The 13,488-nt window shown below is 72.2% G+C and carries 14 protein-coding genes; 12 read left to right on the top strand and 2 right to left on the bottom strand.

Annotated features, from left to right (window positions below; genetic code table 11):
- Window positions 1-31 precede the first annotated feature (31 nt).
- Window positions 32-1,360 (top strand): transcription antitermination factor NusB, encoded by a 1,329-nt coding sequence (locus tag OV090_RS50865; protein ID WP_267706723.1) that lies wholly within the window; start codon window positions 32-34, stop codon window positions 1,358-1,360.
- 151 nt (window positions 1,361-1,511) lie between these two features.
- On the opposite strand, the gene OV090_RS24300 is transcribed toward OV090_RS50865, so the two are convergent.
- Window positions 1,512-2,108 carry a tetratricopeptide repeat protein gene (locus OV090_RS24300; RefSeq protein WP_267706721.1) on the bottom strand — a complete coding sequence of 199 codons (597 nt, stop codon included), beginning with the start codon at window positions 2,106-2,108 and terminating at the stop codon, window positions 1,512-1,514.
- 424 nt (window positions 2,109-2,532) lie between these two features.
- Here OV090_RS24300 and OV090_RS24295 point away from each other — a divergent pair, with 424 nt between their 5' ends.
- From OV090_RS24295 to OV090_RS24265, 7 genes are all read left to right on the top strand, one after another.
- A complete protein-coding gene (locus OV090_RS24295) occupies window positions 2,533-3,030 on the top strand; it encodes a hypothetical protein (RefSeq protein WP_267706719.1) in 498 nt (165 codons plus the stop codon).
- On the top strand, window positions 3,027-4,736 hold the full coding sequence (locus tag OV090_RS24290; RefSeq protein WP_267706718.1) for a hypothetical protein: 1,710 nt from the start codon (window positions 3,027-3,029) through the stop codon (window positions 4,734-4,736). Before OV090_RS24295 ends, OV090_RS24290 begins: the two co-directional genes overlap by 4 nt.
- A gap of 43 nt (window positions 4,737-4,779) precedes the next feature.
- Window positions 4,780-5,400, top strand: a complete 621-nt coding sequence (locus OV090_RS24285; RefSeq protein WP_267706716.1) for a hypothetical protein — start codon at window positions 4,780-4,782, stop codon at window positions 5,398-5,400.
- 426 nt (window positions 5,401-5,826) lie between these two features.
- The gene (locus OV090_RS24280; protein ID WP_267706714.1) at window positions 5,827-6,318 is read left to right on the top strand and encodes a hypothetical protein; all 492 of its coding nucleotides are present in this window, start codon (window positions 5,827-5,829) and stop codon (window positions 6,316-6,318) included.
- Entirely contained in the window at window positions 6,315-7,652 is a 1,338-nt protein-coding gene (locus OV090_RS24275) for a collagen-like protein (RefSeq protein ID WP_267706712.1), read from the top strand. The genes OV090_RS24280 and OV090_RS24275 overlap by 4 nt, the downstream gene beginning before the upstream one ends.
- Window positions 7,653-7,726: 74 nt before the next feature.
- The gene (locus OV090_RS24270) at window positions 7,727-8,740 is read left to right on the top strand and encodes a hypothetical protein (RefSeq protein WP_267706710.1); all 1,014 of its coding nucleotides are present in this window, start codon (window positions 7,727-7,729) and stop codon (window positions 8,738-8,740) included.
- 12 nt (window positions 8,741-8,752) lie between these two features.
- The gene (locus OV090_RS24265) at window positions 8,753-9,424 is read left to right on the top strand and encodes a dienelactone hydrolase family protein (protein WP_267706707.1); all 672 of its coding nucleotides are present in this window, start codon (window positions 8,753-8,755) and stop codon (window positions 9,422-9,424) included.
- 105 nt (window positions 9,425-9,529) lie between these two features.
- Here the strand turns inward: OV090_RS24265 and OV090_RS24260 are convergent, their stop codons facing one another.
- The gene (locus tag OV090_RS24260) at window positions 9,530-10,021 is read right to left on the bottom strand and encodes a hypothetical protein (RefSeq protein WP_267706705.1); all 492 of its coding nucleotides are present in this window, start codon (window positions 10,019-10,021) and stop codon (window positions 9,530-9,532) included.
- A gap of 480 nt (window positions 10,022-10,501) precedes the next feature.
- On the opposite strand from OV090_RS24260, the gene OV090_RS24255 reads away from it, so the two are divergent.
- The 4 genes from OV090_RS24255 to OV090_RS24240 all read left to right on the top strand — a co-directional run bounded on the left by OV090_RS24255 (window position 10,502) and on the right by OV090_RS24240 (window position 13,486).
- Window positions 10,502-11,512, top strand: a complete 1,011-nt coding sequence (locus OV090_RS24255) for a hypothetical protein (protein ID WP_267706703.1) — start codon at window positions 10,502-10,504, stop codon at window positions 11,510-11,512.
- 16 nt (window positions 11,513-11,528) lie between these two features.
- Window positions 11,529-12,101: a HEAT repeat domain-containing protein gene (locus OV090_RS24250; protein ID WP_267706701.1), complete on the top strand. Its 573-nt coding sequence runs from the start codon at window positions 11,529-11,531 to the stop codon at window positions 12,099-12,101.
- A 354-nt stretch (window positions 12,102-12,455) separates the two neighbouring features.
- Entirely contained in the window at window positions 12,456-13,271 is an 816-nt protein-coding gene (locus OV090_RS24245; RefSeq protein ID WP_267706700.1) for a class I SAM-dependent methyltransferase, read from the top strand.
- Window positions 13,268-13,486 (top strand): hypothetical protein, encoded by a 219-nt coding sequence (locus OV090_RS24240; protein WP_267706699.1) that lies wholly within the window; start codon window positions 13,268-13,270, stop codon window positions 13,484-13,486. Before OV090_RS24245 ends, OV090_RS24240 begins: the two co-directional genes overlap by 4 nt.
- Window positions 13,487-13,488: the final 2 nt, after the last annotated feature.

Genomic DNA, 13,488 nt, shown 5'->3' with positions numbered 1-13,488 from the left:
AACACCCTTTGCGGCTACGATCCGCGCCCCCGTGCCGAGAAACCCCATCACCGCCCGCGCGCTCGCCGTCCAGACCCTCCGGCAGATCGATCAACGCCGCGGCTTCAGCAACCGGATCCTGGCCGAGCACTTCGAGCGCCACCCCGACCTCGAGCGGCGCGAGCGCGGCCTCACCACCACCCTCGTGTACGGCGTGCTGCGCCACCGCGGCCGCCTCGACGCCCTGATCGACGCCGCCGCCGCGCGCCCCAAGGCCCTCAGCGCCCGCGCGCGAGAGATCGCCCGCGTCGCGGTGTTCGAGCTGCGCGAGCTGCAGCACCCCCCGCACGCCGCGATCTCCCAGGCCCTCGGCCTCGCCACCGCCCTCGACCCCAGCGGCGGCCTGGCCCGCCCGCTGCACGCGATCCTCGCCGCCATCGACCGCGAGGGCGCCGGCCTCGACGCCCGCCTCGCCACCGGCAAGCCGCTCGACGTCCTCGCCAATCGCTGGTCGATCCCCCGCTGGCTCGCCGGCCGCTGGATCGCCACTCTCGGCCCCGACCTCGCCCTCGCCCGCGCCCGCGCCCTCGCCGAGCCGCCGGCGGTCGAGCTGCGCGTCGACCTGTCCCGAACGACAGCCGAGGCCGTGGCCGCCGCCCTGCGCGAGGCCGACCCCAAGGCCTTCGTCGAGCCGCTCCCCGACCAGCCGCAGGCCCTGCGCGTGCGCGGCGGCGGCGAGCTGGTCCGCCACCCGCTGCACGAGCGCGGCCTGTTCTCGATCCAGGCCCTCGGCGCGCAGCGGGCGGCCCTGGCCCTCGCGCCATGTCCTGAAGAACATGTCCTCGACGCCTGCGCCGGCATGGGCACCAAGTCGCTGCAGCTCGCCGAGCTGATGCGCCGCCGCGGCCGCCTGGTCGCCGCCGACGCCAGCGAGGTCCGCCTCGGCGAGCACGCCGGCCTGCGCCGCCGCGGCGAGCTCGACGGCCCCGACTTCACCTTCACCACCGTGGTCGCCGACCTCGCCGCCCCCGAGCTGCAGCCGGGCGTCGACGACACGACCTACGACGCAGTCCTGCTCGACGCCCCCTGCACCGGCCTCGGCAACCTCGCCCGCCACCCCGAGCTGCGCGCCACGGTGCAGTTCGACGACATCGCCGCCTGCGCCGACCTGCAGCGCCGCCTGCTCGACCGCTGCCGCGCCCGCGTGCGCCCCGGCGGCCGCCTGGTCTACGCCGTGTGCAGCCTCGAGCCCGAGGAGGGCCCGCGCCTGGTCCGCGCCGCCTGTGACGCCGGCGGCTTCACCCTCGAGCACGAGGAGACCTGGACGCCCGAGGCCCACCACACCGACGGCTTTTATCTGGCCCGCCTCCGCCCGACCTGATCGCCCCTGCGACCGGCCGGTCGTCCAGATCATGTTTCGCGGCCCGGTCTGCTGACCTTTCCGCCAGGTCCGGATCGACCTCTCGATCCCCCGCGGCCCGGTCTGCTGACCTTTCCGCCAGGTCCGGGTCGACCTCTCGATCCCCCGCGGCTCAGGGCTGCGCGACCGGCGACGCCGGGGCCGGCGGGACCCCGCCCATCATCTGCTGCAGCTTGGCGGCGTTGGGGTCGTCGCTGGGGACGGCGTCGATGAACTTGCGGGCGTGGTGCTGGGCCTCGTCCTTGACCCCGGCCTCCCACGTCAGCACCGCCAGGTTGAAGCGGGCCGGGCTGTAGTTCGGATCGGCCTTGAGGGCGGCCAGGTAACGGCTGCGGGCGTCGTTGTACTTGCCGCGCTTCTGCGCCACGAGGCCGAGGTTGTAGAGGACCAGAGCGTCGCCGCCGGCTTTGGCGAGCGGCTCGAGCAGGCGCGTCGCCGCGTCGAGATCTTCGCGGAGGATCGCCAGCTTGGCGGCGAGCAGCTGGGCGTCGCGGCCGGCCCCCGCGGCGATCGCCTGCTCCACCGCGATCCTCGCCTCCTCGTGACGCCCTGCCGCCTCGAGCTCGAGCGCCTCGCGGTACTGCTTCTCGGCCTCGGGCGACACAGCCGGCTCGGCGGCCGGGGTCTCGGCGCTCGGGCGGTCAGGCGGGGCGGCGGGCGTCGAGCCGTCGCAGGCCACTGGCAACGCGAGCAGGAGCGGGAGCAGCACGACACGGCGCAGGCACGGCGACATCAGGACCTCGGAGCCTCGCAGTCATAGCATTAACCGGCCGCCGGGCGTCGGCGATCGCCGTCCTCCGCGCGCGTCGGCGCGCCTGCCGCCGCGCCCATATCCCAACCCGCGCCCGCGCGGCGCCGCTCGTTCACCTGCCCCTTGGGACATATCGAATGAGACGTCACCGCCCCTGCAGCATGTCCCTCGGGACATCCGAACACTGCACCGTGCAGCCGGCGACGCACTCGCCTCGCGCGAAAGTGCCGCTTGTGAACGCGCGGGCAATCATGATAGCTTGCCGGGGATTGTGGCGCTTTTCGACGTGGGTCGAACGCCGCGTCTCTCGTTGTAGACGTCGCTCTTCGGACTGGGGGTGAGCATGCGCCGAACCGCGCGCAAGCGCCGGTGTGAGGCTGGATTGGGGCTGATATGTGTCGCCGCGTTCGCGGCCGGATGTGCTGACGACACCACCGCCGGCACGCTCTCCATTAGTGGCACCGAGGGCTCGACGGCGACCACCACCGACGCGCCGACGTCTACTGATTCGCCGACGTCCCCCGTCACGACCGACGCCCCGACCACCACCAATCCGGTGACCTCCACCGATTCCACCACCACCGAGTCGCCGACCACCACGGTCGCCCCCACCACCACCGACTCGACGACGACCACCACGGGCGACACCGACTCGACGACGACCTCGACGACGTCCGTCACCGACACCGACACCACCACCGGCGATCCCCTCGTCGGCCGCTCCGTCACCCAGACCGTCAACAGCGGCACCGTCGCCTCCAGCCCCAACTTCCGCATGGTCTTCACTCTGGGCCAGCCCACCCAGAACCAGGCCGTCTACACCTCCGACAACTTTCGCCTGCAAGGCGGCCTCATCGGCGCCAACGGGAACCCGCCATGAAATCGCTACCTAGCTCGATGATGAGGAAGAAGTGGTGGCTCGGTGCCCTCCTCGCCTCCGCCTGGCTTTTCCCCCTCGACGCCAGCGCCCTCGCCGTCCCGGCCCTCGTCACCCACCAGGGCCGACTCTTCGACGCCGGCGGCGTCCCCGTCGACGGCACCCAGGACATCACCTTCGCCATCTACGACGCCGAGATCGCCGGCAACGAGATCTGGGCCGAGACCATCAGCGTCACCTTCGATGAGGGCTTTTTCTCCGTCCGCCTCGGCGAGCAGCTCGTCCTCGACGAGATCGTCTTCGACGGCAGCACCCGCTGGCTCGGCATCACCGTCGGCAGCGACCCGGAGATGACGCCCCGCGCCGCCATCGTCAGCGTCCCTTACGCCATGTTCGCCGGCGACGTCCGCGGCGAGATCAACCCCACCAGTGTCAACATTCAGGGCTTCGGCCAGGTCATCAACGAGAGCGGCCAGTGGGTCGGCGATCCTTCCGGCCTGATCGGCCCCGCTGGCCCGCCTGGACCCGCCGGTCCTGCCGGCTCCGAGGGCCCCGCCGGTCCTGCCGGTGCGGAGGGCCCCGCCGGTCCCGCCGGTCCTGCCGGCGCTGCCGGCCCCGAAGGCCCTGCCGGCCCCGCCGGCGCAGAAGGTCCCGCCGGCCCTGCGGGTCCTGCCGGTCCTGCCGGTCCCGAAGGCCCTGCCGGCCCCGCCGGCCCCGATGGCCAACCCGGTCCCGCCGGCCCGGCGGGCCCCGCAGGTCCGGCAGGTCCCGCCGGTCCTGACGGCCCTCAGGGTCCCCAAGGGCCTCAGGGCGACATTGGTCCCGTCGGTCCTCAGGGCCCGCAGGGCGAACTGGGCCCTGCCGGTCCCCAGGGCCCGCAAGGCGAACCCGGCCCTGCCGGTCCCCAGGGCACCCAGGGCGAACCGGGCCCCGCCGGCCCGCAAGGCCCACAAGGCGAACCCGGCCCTGCCGGTCCCCAGGGCACCCAGGGCGAACCGGGTCCTGCCGGCCCCGCCGGCTCGCAAGGCGACCCCGGTCCCGCCGGGCCTGCCGGTCCTGCCGGCCCCGCCGGCCCCGCTGGCCCGCAAGGCATCCAGGGCGACCCGGGCCCCGCCGGTCCCGCCGGCCCCACCGGCCCTGCCGGTCCTGCCGGCCCCGCTGGAGCCCAGGGCCCCGCAGGCCCTCCAGGTCCGCAGGGCGCAATCGGCCCGATGGGCCCCGCCGGTCCCGCGGGCCCGGTCGGTCCCGCCGGCCCCGCCGGTCCCGCCGGCCCTGCTGGCGCGACCGGCCCTCAAGGCCCGCAAGGCCCGCAGGGCCCCGAAGGCCCCCAAGGCCCGCAGGGCGTCCCCGGCCCGACCAGCATGCCCGCGTGCCCCGCGGTCGGCTTCGCCGATCAGCTCGCCGCGGTGAACACGACCCGCTCGCTGCTCTGCGTGTACCACGAGGGCTTCGCCGGCGACTGGAACAAGGCCTCGAGCGACTGTTACCTCTACTACGGCGGCGCCCACCTGTGCCGCCACGAGGAGGTCCGTCGCGCCTGCCTCGCCGGCGGATTCACGCCCATCATCAATGCGTGGCTCGCCGAACGCATCGACGACGACGACGCCATGTTCACCAACATCGCCGACTGCGGCAACTTCGACGGCCAGGCTGCGGTCGGCGACTCCAAGGCCGGCAAGTACTGCTGCTCCGAATGGCCCAAGTACTGAGCCTCGCCCCGGCTCCGCGGCCGGGCGCGCGCAATCATCGTACATGACCCGAAGTTCAGACATCTTCGCGCGCAGCGGTCGACGGACCGCCGCCGCCCTCGCCGGCAGCGCCGTGCTCCTGCTCGGCAGCTGGTACGCGCTGTCCGGCGGCGAACAGCCCGATCCGTCGCCCACCCCCGAGCGCGAACCCGTCGTAGCCCACGGCGTGCAGGCGGCCGATGCCGATTCGGCGCGCCGCGAGCTGCCCGACTTCGACCCCCGCCCCGACCACTTCGCCGCCGCCCCGCCGGCGATCGAATCTGTCCCCGAGGACACGTTGACCGACGACCGCCGTGCCTGGCTCGCCGATCCCGGCCCCCGCGTCGAGGTCGACACGGACGCGCAGACCCGTCTCCAGACCGCCCGCGACGCCGCCACCGCCGAACTCCAGAAAACCCTCGACGACCGCGGCAGCGCGCTCCTGCGCGCCTGCGGCGGCAAGAACCCGCGCGGCATTTTTTTGGAAGCGACCTTCGGCCCCGACGGCAAGCTGCTCGAGCGTCAGTTCGCCACCCACGGCGACTCCGCCGGCGTCCGCGAGTGCCTCCAGTCGCAGCCCTTCGCCATGTCGATCCCTCCCCCCGGCATCGAGCTCAGCGTCCGCGGCGTGGTCGCCCCGCCGTGAACTCGACCTGTCCCGAAGAACATGTCTCGGCAGGACCCGCCCCAACCCGGCATCGAGCTCAGCGCTCGCAGCGTCGCTGCCCCGAGAACACATTCTATTTGTAGAACACTCGCGGGCGCGAGAGCCGGCAAGACTGAAGCGGCATCGTAGCGCCGCGCGTGACCCATCGAGTCCGGCCTCGCGCCCGTGCCCGAAAGTCGGACGACGCTCGACGGTCGACGGCCGCGATCGAGCTGTCCTTTCGGGCAGCATGCGATCGCCGCTGTGAAGCCGCCGACGCACCCGCCTGCGCGAAACTGTCGTCTTGTTGGCCTGCGGACATTCGTGATAGCGTCCGCAAAATCGTCGCGTCACGAGGTCGCGGCGGTCCTGGACGGGGGGTGGAGCATGCGCCGAACCGCGCGTAAGCGCCGGTGTGAGGCTGGATTGGGGCTGATATGCATCGCTGCGTTCGCGGCCGGATGTGCTGACGACACCACCGCCGGCACGCTCTCCATTAGTGGCACCGACGGCTCGACGGCGACGACCACCGACGCCCCGACGTCCACCGATTCGCCGACCGTCACCACCGACGCTCCGACCACCACCAATCCGGTGACCACCACCGATTCCACCACCACCGAGTCACCGACCACCACGGTCGCCCCCACCACCACCGACTCGACGACCACGACCACGAGCGACACCGAATCGACGACGACCTCGACGACCTCCGTCACCGACACCGACACCACCACCGGCGATCCCCTCGTCGGCCGCTCCGTCACCCAGACCGTCAACAGCGGCACCGTCGCCTCCAGCCCCAACTTCCGCATGGTCTTCACTCTGGGCCAGCCCACCCAGAACCAGGCCGTCTACACCTCCGACAACTTTCGCCTGCAAGGCGGCCTCATCGGCGCCAACGGGAACCCGCCATGAAATCCACGCGAAGCAACCCGATGAAGAAGTGGTGGCTCGGTGCCCTCCTCGCCTCCGCCTGGCTTTTCCCCCTCGACGCCAGCGCCCTCGCCGTCCCGGCCCTCGTCACCCACCAGGGCCGCCTCTTCGACGCCGGCGGCGTCCCCGTCGATGGCACCCAAGACATCACCTTCGCCATCTACGACGCCGAGATCGCCGGCAACGAGATCTGGGCCGAGACCATCAGCGTCACCTTCGATGAGGGCTTTTTCTCCGTCCGCCTCGGCGAGCAGCTCGTCCTCGACGAGATCGTCTTCGACGGCAGCACCCGCTGGCTCGGCATCACCGTCGGCAGCGACCCGGAGATGACGCCCCGCGCCGCCATCGTCAGCGTCCCTTACGCCATGTTCGCCGGCGACGTCCGCGGCGAGATCAACCCCACCAGTGTCAACATTCAGGGCTTCGGCCAGGTCATCAACGAGAGCGGCCAGTGGGTCGGCGATCCTTCCGGCCTGATCGGCCCCGCTGGCCCGCCTGGACCCGCCGGTCCTGCCGGCTCCGAGGGCCCCGCCGGTCCTGCCGGTGCGGAGGGCCCCGCCGGTCCCGCCGGTCCTGCCGGCGCTGCCGGCCCCGAAGGTCCTGCCGGCCCCGCCGGCGCAGAGGGTCCTGCCGGCCCTGCGGGCCCCGCCGGACCTGCCGGTCCCGAAGGCCCTGCCGGCCCCGCCGGCGCCGATGGCCCTGCCGGTCCCGCCGGCCCTGCCGGTCCCCAGGGTACGCAGGGACCGATGGGCGAGCAGGGCCCCGCCGGTCCTCAGGGCCCGCAGGGTCCGATGGGCGCCATCGGTCCGATGGGCCCGATGGGCCCGCAAGGTCCCCAAGGCTTGCAGGGCCCCGCGGGACCCGTGGGCCCGACCGGTCCGACCGGCCTGACCGGTCCCCAGGGCCCTCAGGGCCCCAAGGGCGACACCGGCCCGCAGGGCCCGCAAGGCATCCCCGGCCCCACCAGCGTGGCCGCATGCCCGAACTACCCGGCCTTCTCGACCTTCCAGGTCAACACTGCCACCTCGCTGCTGTGCCTCTACTACGACACCGCCGGCGGCAATCAGAACTGGTACCAGAGCGCCGATCGCTGCCGCACTGCCTACGGCGGCGCGTATCTCTGCACCTACGAGCAAGTCCGCCGCGCCTGCGTGACCGGCATGACCCTGCAGCTCAACACCTGGATGGGCGACCGCGTCGACGACGACCGGGGCATCCGCGTCAACGAGAACAACTGCAACAACTTCGACGAGGACGAGAACTACGGCGCGACCTTCGGCGCCCGCTACTGCTGCCTGCAGTGGATGAAGTACTGACGCCGACTCGCCGCGCGCGCGTCCTCGCCCGCCGCCGCGCTTGACCGTTCCCCTGCTGTCTGCCACCACCAGTCGTGCTCCTTGCCTCGCGCCGTCTCCTGCTCGTGCGCCCCGGCGCCGCGGCGCTCGCCCTCCTGTCGGCGGTCTGCGGCGCCCCTGCGAGCGCCCCCGATCCATCAGCCCACGCGGCCTCGCCGCTCCCCGCGGACAGCCCGCCCCCTGCACCTGTCCCCAAGGACATCTCTCCGTCAGCCCCGGCCCCTCAGGCCAACCCGGCCTCGCCTGTCCCCGCGGACATCCCAAAATCACCTGTCTCCACGGACAGCCCACCTCCCGCCGACGCGCAGGTCCGCTGGTGGTGCGCCTGTTACTCGCGCGTCGGCCCGACCCCCGCCACCGCCTGTCGCAAGGCCGAGGCCGACTGCAAGGGCCTCGAGCGCAAGGCACGTGGCGCGGGCAGCAGCGCCATCGTTCCCGGCTCGCTGACGCATGTCTGCCGCGAGTTCGTCGCCGAGCACCCGGGCGACCTCCTGGGCACGCGCGAGCAGTGGAAGCCGAGCGAGCGACCTGGCGCTTGGGTCAGCTTCGGCGCCTGCCTGCTGCCCGGCCCGCCCGACGCCGGCGCCGCGGACGGCGAGCCGACCGAGGAGCTGTCGTCGATCCTCGACCGCGAGGAGCTCGGCGAGCTCAAGATCGGTCTGGCCGCCGCCGAGCTCACCCGGCTGCTCGGCGCTCCGGCGCGCCGGGGTCGAGCCGAGCTGTCCGAGGCGACCGGCAGCTACGTCCAGCAGTGGAGCTGGCCGGACAAGGGCCTCGAGCTCGGCCTCGACGCCGCCGACAAGCGCGGCCCTTACGCGCTCGCCGCCATCCGCGCCGTCGCCCCTTGCGCCCTGCGCACGACTCGCGGGATCGGCCTCGGCGACAGCTACGAGGCCGTCGAGACCGCCTATCTCGCCGACCGCGACCCCGAAGAGGAACAGGACGACCTGTCCTTCGTCGCCGGTTCGGTCTATAGCGGCGTCATCTTCACCTTCGACGCCAAGCGCGGCAAGGTCAGCGAAATTTTCTTCGGCGCCGCCGCCGAGTGATCGCGTGCAGTCATGAACGAAATGCTCCCCTGCGTCGAGGTCGACGCCAAGGTCCCCGCCACCGCCAGCGTCATCTTCCTCCACGGCCTCGGCGCCGACGGCCACGACTTCGAGCCGGCCGTCCCGCTGTTCGGTCTGCCGTGGGCGCGCTTCATCCTCCCGCACGCGCCGGCGATGCCGATCACGATCAACGGCGGCTACGTCATGCCCGCCTGGTACGACATCCGCAGCCTCGGCTTCGACCCGCACGCCGGCCCGCGCGAAGACGAGGCCCACATCCGGGCCAGCGCCGCCGCCATCACTCGCCTCGTCGCCCGCGAGAACGCGCGCGGGATCGCCAGCGACCGCATCGTCCTCGGCGGCTTCAGCCAGGGCGGCGCCATGGCCCTCTACACCGGCTCGCGTCACCCCGAGACCCTCGCCGGCCTGCTCGTCCTCAGCGCCTACGAGCTTTCGGCCGACAAGCGCGAGGAGCAGACCCGCGCCAACTTCGACACCCCCGCCCTGTTCTGCCACGGCCGCAACGACCCGCTGGTGCCGCTGTTCGCCGGCCGCGCCGCCCACGACGCCGCCCTCCGCCCCGGCCGCGACGTCCGCTGGCACGACTACCCGATCCAGCACGAGGTCTCGACCGCCGAGCTCGAGCTGGTGTCCGGCTGGCTGCACGAACGCCTCCCGCGCTGAAGCTTTTTCGAAGAATGGACATGTCCTCATGGACATGTCTCTCGAGGCACCCGTTGGGACACATGACCGCGAACATTCGCGGCGGCATCTTTTAAAAACTAAAAACTAAAAACGCAGCAGCAGCGTGGCTCCGCCGATCGTCGGGGCCACCGTCGCCCGGCCTTCTTTCCAGCGGAGGAACGCCTTGCGGCGCAGCACTCCGTGGGTGAACAGGCCCCAGCCGATCGCCGCGGCCACCAGCCCGCCGCCGATCAGCGGCACCCCGGCGCGACGGTCCTCGCCGAACACGTCGGTCGTGCGCGCCGCGATCCCGAGGCCGAACACCACCAGTCCGAGCGTGCCGACCGCCGCACCGATGATCATGCGCGGGGTCCCGTTGGGCGGGGTCTTGTTCGGATCGATCGGCGTCTCGGACACCTCCACCACCGCCGGCATCTGCCCGTTCGGCGGCCCCCAGCTGTGCTCCGCGCCGGGCAACGGGCGCTGGTAGATCTGCCACGTCCGCGGCCGCGACCGCCCCGGCTCCGGCGGCGTCTCCACGGCCACCGATCCGCCCGGAGCCGTCGTCGGCGGCACCTCGGCGCTCTCCGGCGGCACCGCCGGACTCGTCCCCTCGGCGCGCGCAGGCGAGCTGGCCGGTGCCGTCGTCGCGCTCCCCGTCGTCGACTCTCCCGGCGCCGTCGCCTCCGCAGGTCCTGTCGTCGCCGGCGCCGTCGAGCCCGCAGGTGTCGTCTCCGTCGGGATCGTCGCGCCCGGACTGAGCGGCCCCGGAGCACCCACCTTCATCGCTGTCGGCAGCCCCGCGGACGTCGCCACACCCGTCGCCGTCCTCGCGTCCGGACTGCTCGCTCCCTCGAACCTCCTCGCAACGCCGACCGAACCAGGTTCTCGCGGACTTGTTGCAGGTGCGACGTTCGTCGGCGCCGCGTACACGAGCGACGGGGTCAACGTCAGCGACACCGTCACGCAGATCGCTCGCGAGCGCATGGACCTCATGGCGGGCGCATCCTCGCACATTCGCGCCGCGAAGTCGCGCGCGTGCGAGGCTCGCGCCGACTCGGTTATGCTCCAGCCTGCATGGCGCTGCGCATCAACGGAACCCTCGCCCCGCCCGGCTCTCCCTGGTACGAGCGACTGTTCGCCGACCAGCTCTGCACCGTCGTGATCGCCTGCGGCTTCGACGAATACGGCGCCAACCGCTCGCAAGACCAGCTCCTCGAGTCCGGCCTGGCCGCGCGCGGCTTCTCGCGCGACGACGCCGGCGCCCTCGCGCGGATCGCCGCCGGCAAGCGCGTCGTCCCCCAGCGGCCCGCCGAGCACTGGATCGCCGGAGCCGCCGCCACCGACGCCGCCGGCCGTCCGGTCGACGTCCTCGTCACCCTCGTGCGCGCGGGCGACGGCAGCGCCGGCGGCGACGCGGCCTCCGCCTTCCTCGACGGCCTCGGTCGCTGCGACGTGGCGATGTACGGCGGCCACGGCCGCTACGGCACCGGCCCCGACTTCGACTACAACTTCACCGCCGACCTCGTCGACGACCAGGGCGCGATCGAGGCCAGCTTCAGCGAGTACAAGGACCTCGAGGAGTTTTTGGTCGAGCGCGGGCGAACGAGCAAGCGCTCGCCGCTGGCCGAGTACCGCGCTCTGGTCGCCAGAGGCCGCCTGCAGATCCGCCGCGTCAACTCCGGCAACCTCGTGATCAACCTGCGCAACTATCACACCGCCGAGTTCGGCGCGCACGTGATGGTCGATCAGCTCAAGACCGACCCCAACATCCGCCGCATGTCGAAGCAGGCGTTCGACAAGCGCTACCGGCTGTGGCTGTTCAACGGCTGCCGCACCAACGATTACTTTTATAACCTGCGCAAGCTCAACCCGAAGGCCAACGCCGGCGGCCTCGACCTGATCGGCACGCGACGCGTCACGTATTGGAGCATGATCGGCGACACCATGCTGAAGCTGCTCGACGAGCTGCTGCAGCGGCGCACGTTCTCGCAGATCTTGCAATCACTCCACGCGGTCAACCCCGACAACCCGGGCGACGACGCCAGGGGCCCGAGCCACGTCGCCGACCTCGGCCGCCGCGCCTGACACCACGGAGCCGACCATGTCCACCCCCGACTTCGCCAGCCGAGTCCAGGCGTTCGCCGACAACCCCTCGCCCGCCGCCGCCAAGGCCCTCGCCGCCGAGCACGACGACCGCGCCTTCGCGGCCCTCGTCGACGCCATGAACGACTTCATGGAGGGCCCCGACGCGGTCGCCTACCGCGAGGCCGTCCGCACCGTCGCCACCCCCGCCGTCCTCGCCAAGTGGATGAGCGGCGACCTCGACGCCCGCCGAATTGCCGCCCACGCGCTCAGCGCCCGCTTCCCCGACCACGTCCCCTTCATCGCCCAGGGCCTGCGCGACCCCGACGACCAAGTGCGGGCGATCTGCCGCCGGTCTCTTCGGTCATGGTCTTCGAGCCCTGGCCTTCACGACCTGTTCCTCGAGTCAGTTCGGCACGAGGACCCACGCGTCCGCCTGCTGGCCGCCGAGGGCCTCGGCAAGCTCGGCGGGCCGGCCGACCTGCCGGCGCTGCAGGCGGCCCTCGATGCCGAGCAGGACGACCGGACGCGCGACCGCCTGGCCTGGGCGGTCGAGCGCATCGAAGATCAGGCCGCGGACGAGCAGGGCTGACCCTTGCGGACAGTCGCGCGGCCGGAGGTCCGGTCCGGGCCGTCCGCGATGCGCGAGCACCGACCCCGACGAGCCGCTCCGACGTCGTCGAGCGAAAGCCTGCGCACGAAGCGGGCCCGACGGAGCCTCCGCACGAACGCGACATCCGTCGGCGAGCCGCGAAGTCGGAGCCTCCGCACGAGGCGAACGCGACGGCCCGGCCGCACGCAGCGGACACGCGATGACGACGACTCGCAGCGAACATCGAGTCGTGACGCGTGAAGCGACCCGCAGCACGGAGCGCCCGCACAGCTCGGCGGCGGCGTAGCGGTCGGACCCGCGGGTGTGCTAGCTTCCCGCGCTCCTCAAAGCCTCATGGCCAGCCGCTCCACCGCCCGCAAGCACACCCTCGCCGAACAGGCCGACCGCTTCGCTCTCTATCAAGAGGCAGTCAACGCCCCCGTCGACAACATCGAATTCATCGAGCGCGTCTACAGCGAGATGCGCGGCGTCAAGCCCAAGGTGCTCAAGGAGGACTTCTGCGGCACCGCGCTGCTGGCCACCGAGTGGGCCAAGCGCGGCCCCCAGCGCCGGTCGATCGGCGTCGACCTCGACACCGAGGCGCTCGCCTGGGCCCGCCGCCACAACCTCGGCCCCGCCGGCCCCACCATCGCCAACCGCATCGAGCTGGTCCACGCCGACGTCCTCGCCCCGAACGAGTCCCGGGCCGACGTCGTCTGCGCCCTCAACTTCAGCTACTTCCTGCTGCCCTCGCGCCAGCAGCTGCTCGCCTACTTCCGCAACGTCCGCCGCTCGCTGCGCCCGCGCGGCCTGTTCGTGCTCGACTGCATCGGCGGCACCGAGGCCGTGGCCGACTACCACGAGCGCCGCGAGTACGACGGCTTCTCGTACCTGTGGGACCACAGCGAGTTCAACCCGCTCGACCACACCGCGCGCTGCTCGATCAGCTTCGCCTTCCCCGACGGCTCGCGCATCGAGCCCGCGTTCGCCTACCGCTGGCGCGTGTGGACGGTGCCCGAGCTGCGCGACCTCCTCGAAGAGGCCGGCTTCGCCGCGCCGCGGGTGTTCTGGGAGTACACCGACGAAGAGGACGGCGCGACCGAGTACCGCGAGATCGCCCACGAGCAGAACCAGGAGATCTGGTTGACCTACCTGGTTGCCTCGACATGAACCGCAACATGGCGAACTTCCGTCCGTTCCCCGTCATCGACCTGGTCCGCGCCGCCGCGCCCCGCCGCGAGCCGCTCACCTGGCCGCCACGACATGCCCTGGAGGACAGCCTGCCCGTCGTCGCGGCGGCGCCGGCTGCCCTGGCCGGCGCCATTTATGTCCCCAGGGACAGCAAGCTCCGGTCTCGAGTACTTGCTCGGCAGGACATGACCTGAAG

The sequence above is a fragment of the Nannocystis sp. RBIL2 genome (genome assembly GCF_026626745.1).
Classification (GTDB): Bacteria; Myxococcota_A; Polyangia; order Nannocystales; family Nannocystaceae; genus Nannocystis.
This window is presented reverse-complemented; position numbering and strand designations above follow the sequence as displayed.

Coding starts and splice junctions, on each gene's coding strand:
- OV090_RS24290 (WP_267706718.1), top strand. CDS start 3,027: ATGAAATCGCTACCTAGCTCGATGATGAGGAAGAAGTGGTGGCTCGGT.
- OV090_RS24285 (WP_267706716.1), top strand. CDS start 4,780: ATGACCCGAAGTTCAGACATCTTCGCGCGCAGCGGTCGACGGACCGCC.
- OV090_RS24275 (WP_267706712.1), top strand. CDS start 6,315: ATGAAATCCACGCGAAGCAACCCGATGAAGAAGTGGTGGCTCGGTGCC.
- OV090_RS24265 (WP_267706707.1), top strand. CDS start 8,753: ATGAACGAAATGCTCCCCTGCGTCGAGGTCGACGCCAAGGTCCCCGCC.
- OV090_RS24255 (WP_267706703.1), top strand. CDS start 10,502: ATGGCGCTGCGCATCAACGGAACCCTCGCCCCGCCCGGCTCTCCCTGG.
- OV090_RS24250 (WP_267706701.1), top strand. CDS start 11,529: ATGTCCACCCCCGACTTCGCCAGCCGAGTCCAGGCGTTCGCCGACAAC.
- OV090_RS24245 (WP_267706700.1), top strand. CDS start 12,456: ATGGCCAGCCGCTCCACCGCCCGCAAGCACACCCTCGCCGAACAGGCC.
- OV090_RS24240 (WP_267706699.1), top strand. CDS start 13,268: ATGAACCGCAACATGGCGAACTTCCGTCCGTTCCCCGTCATCGACCTG.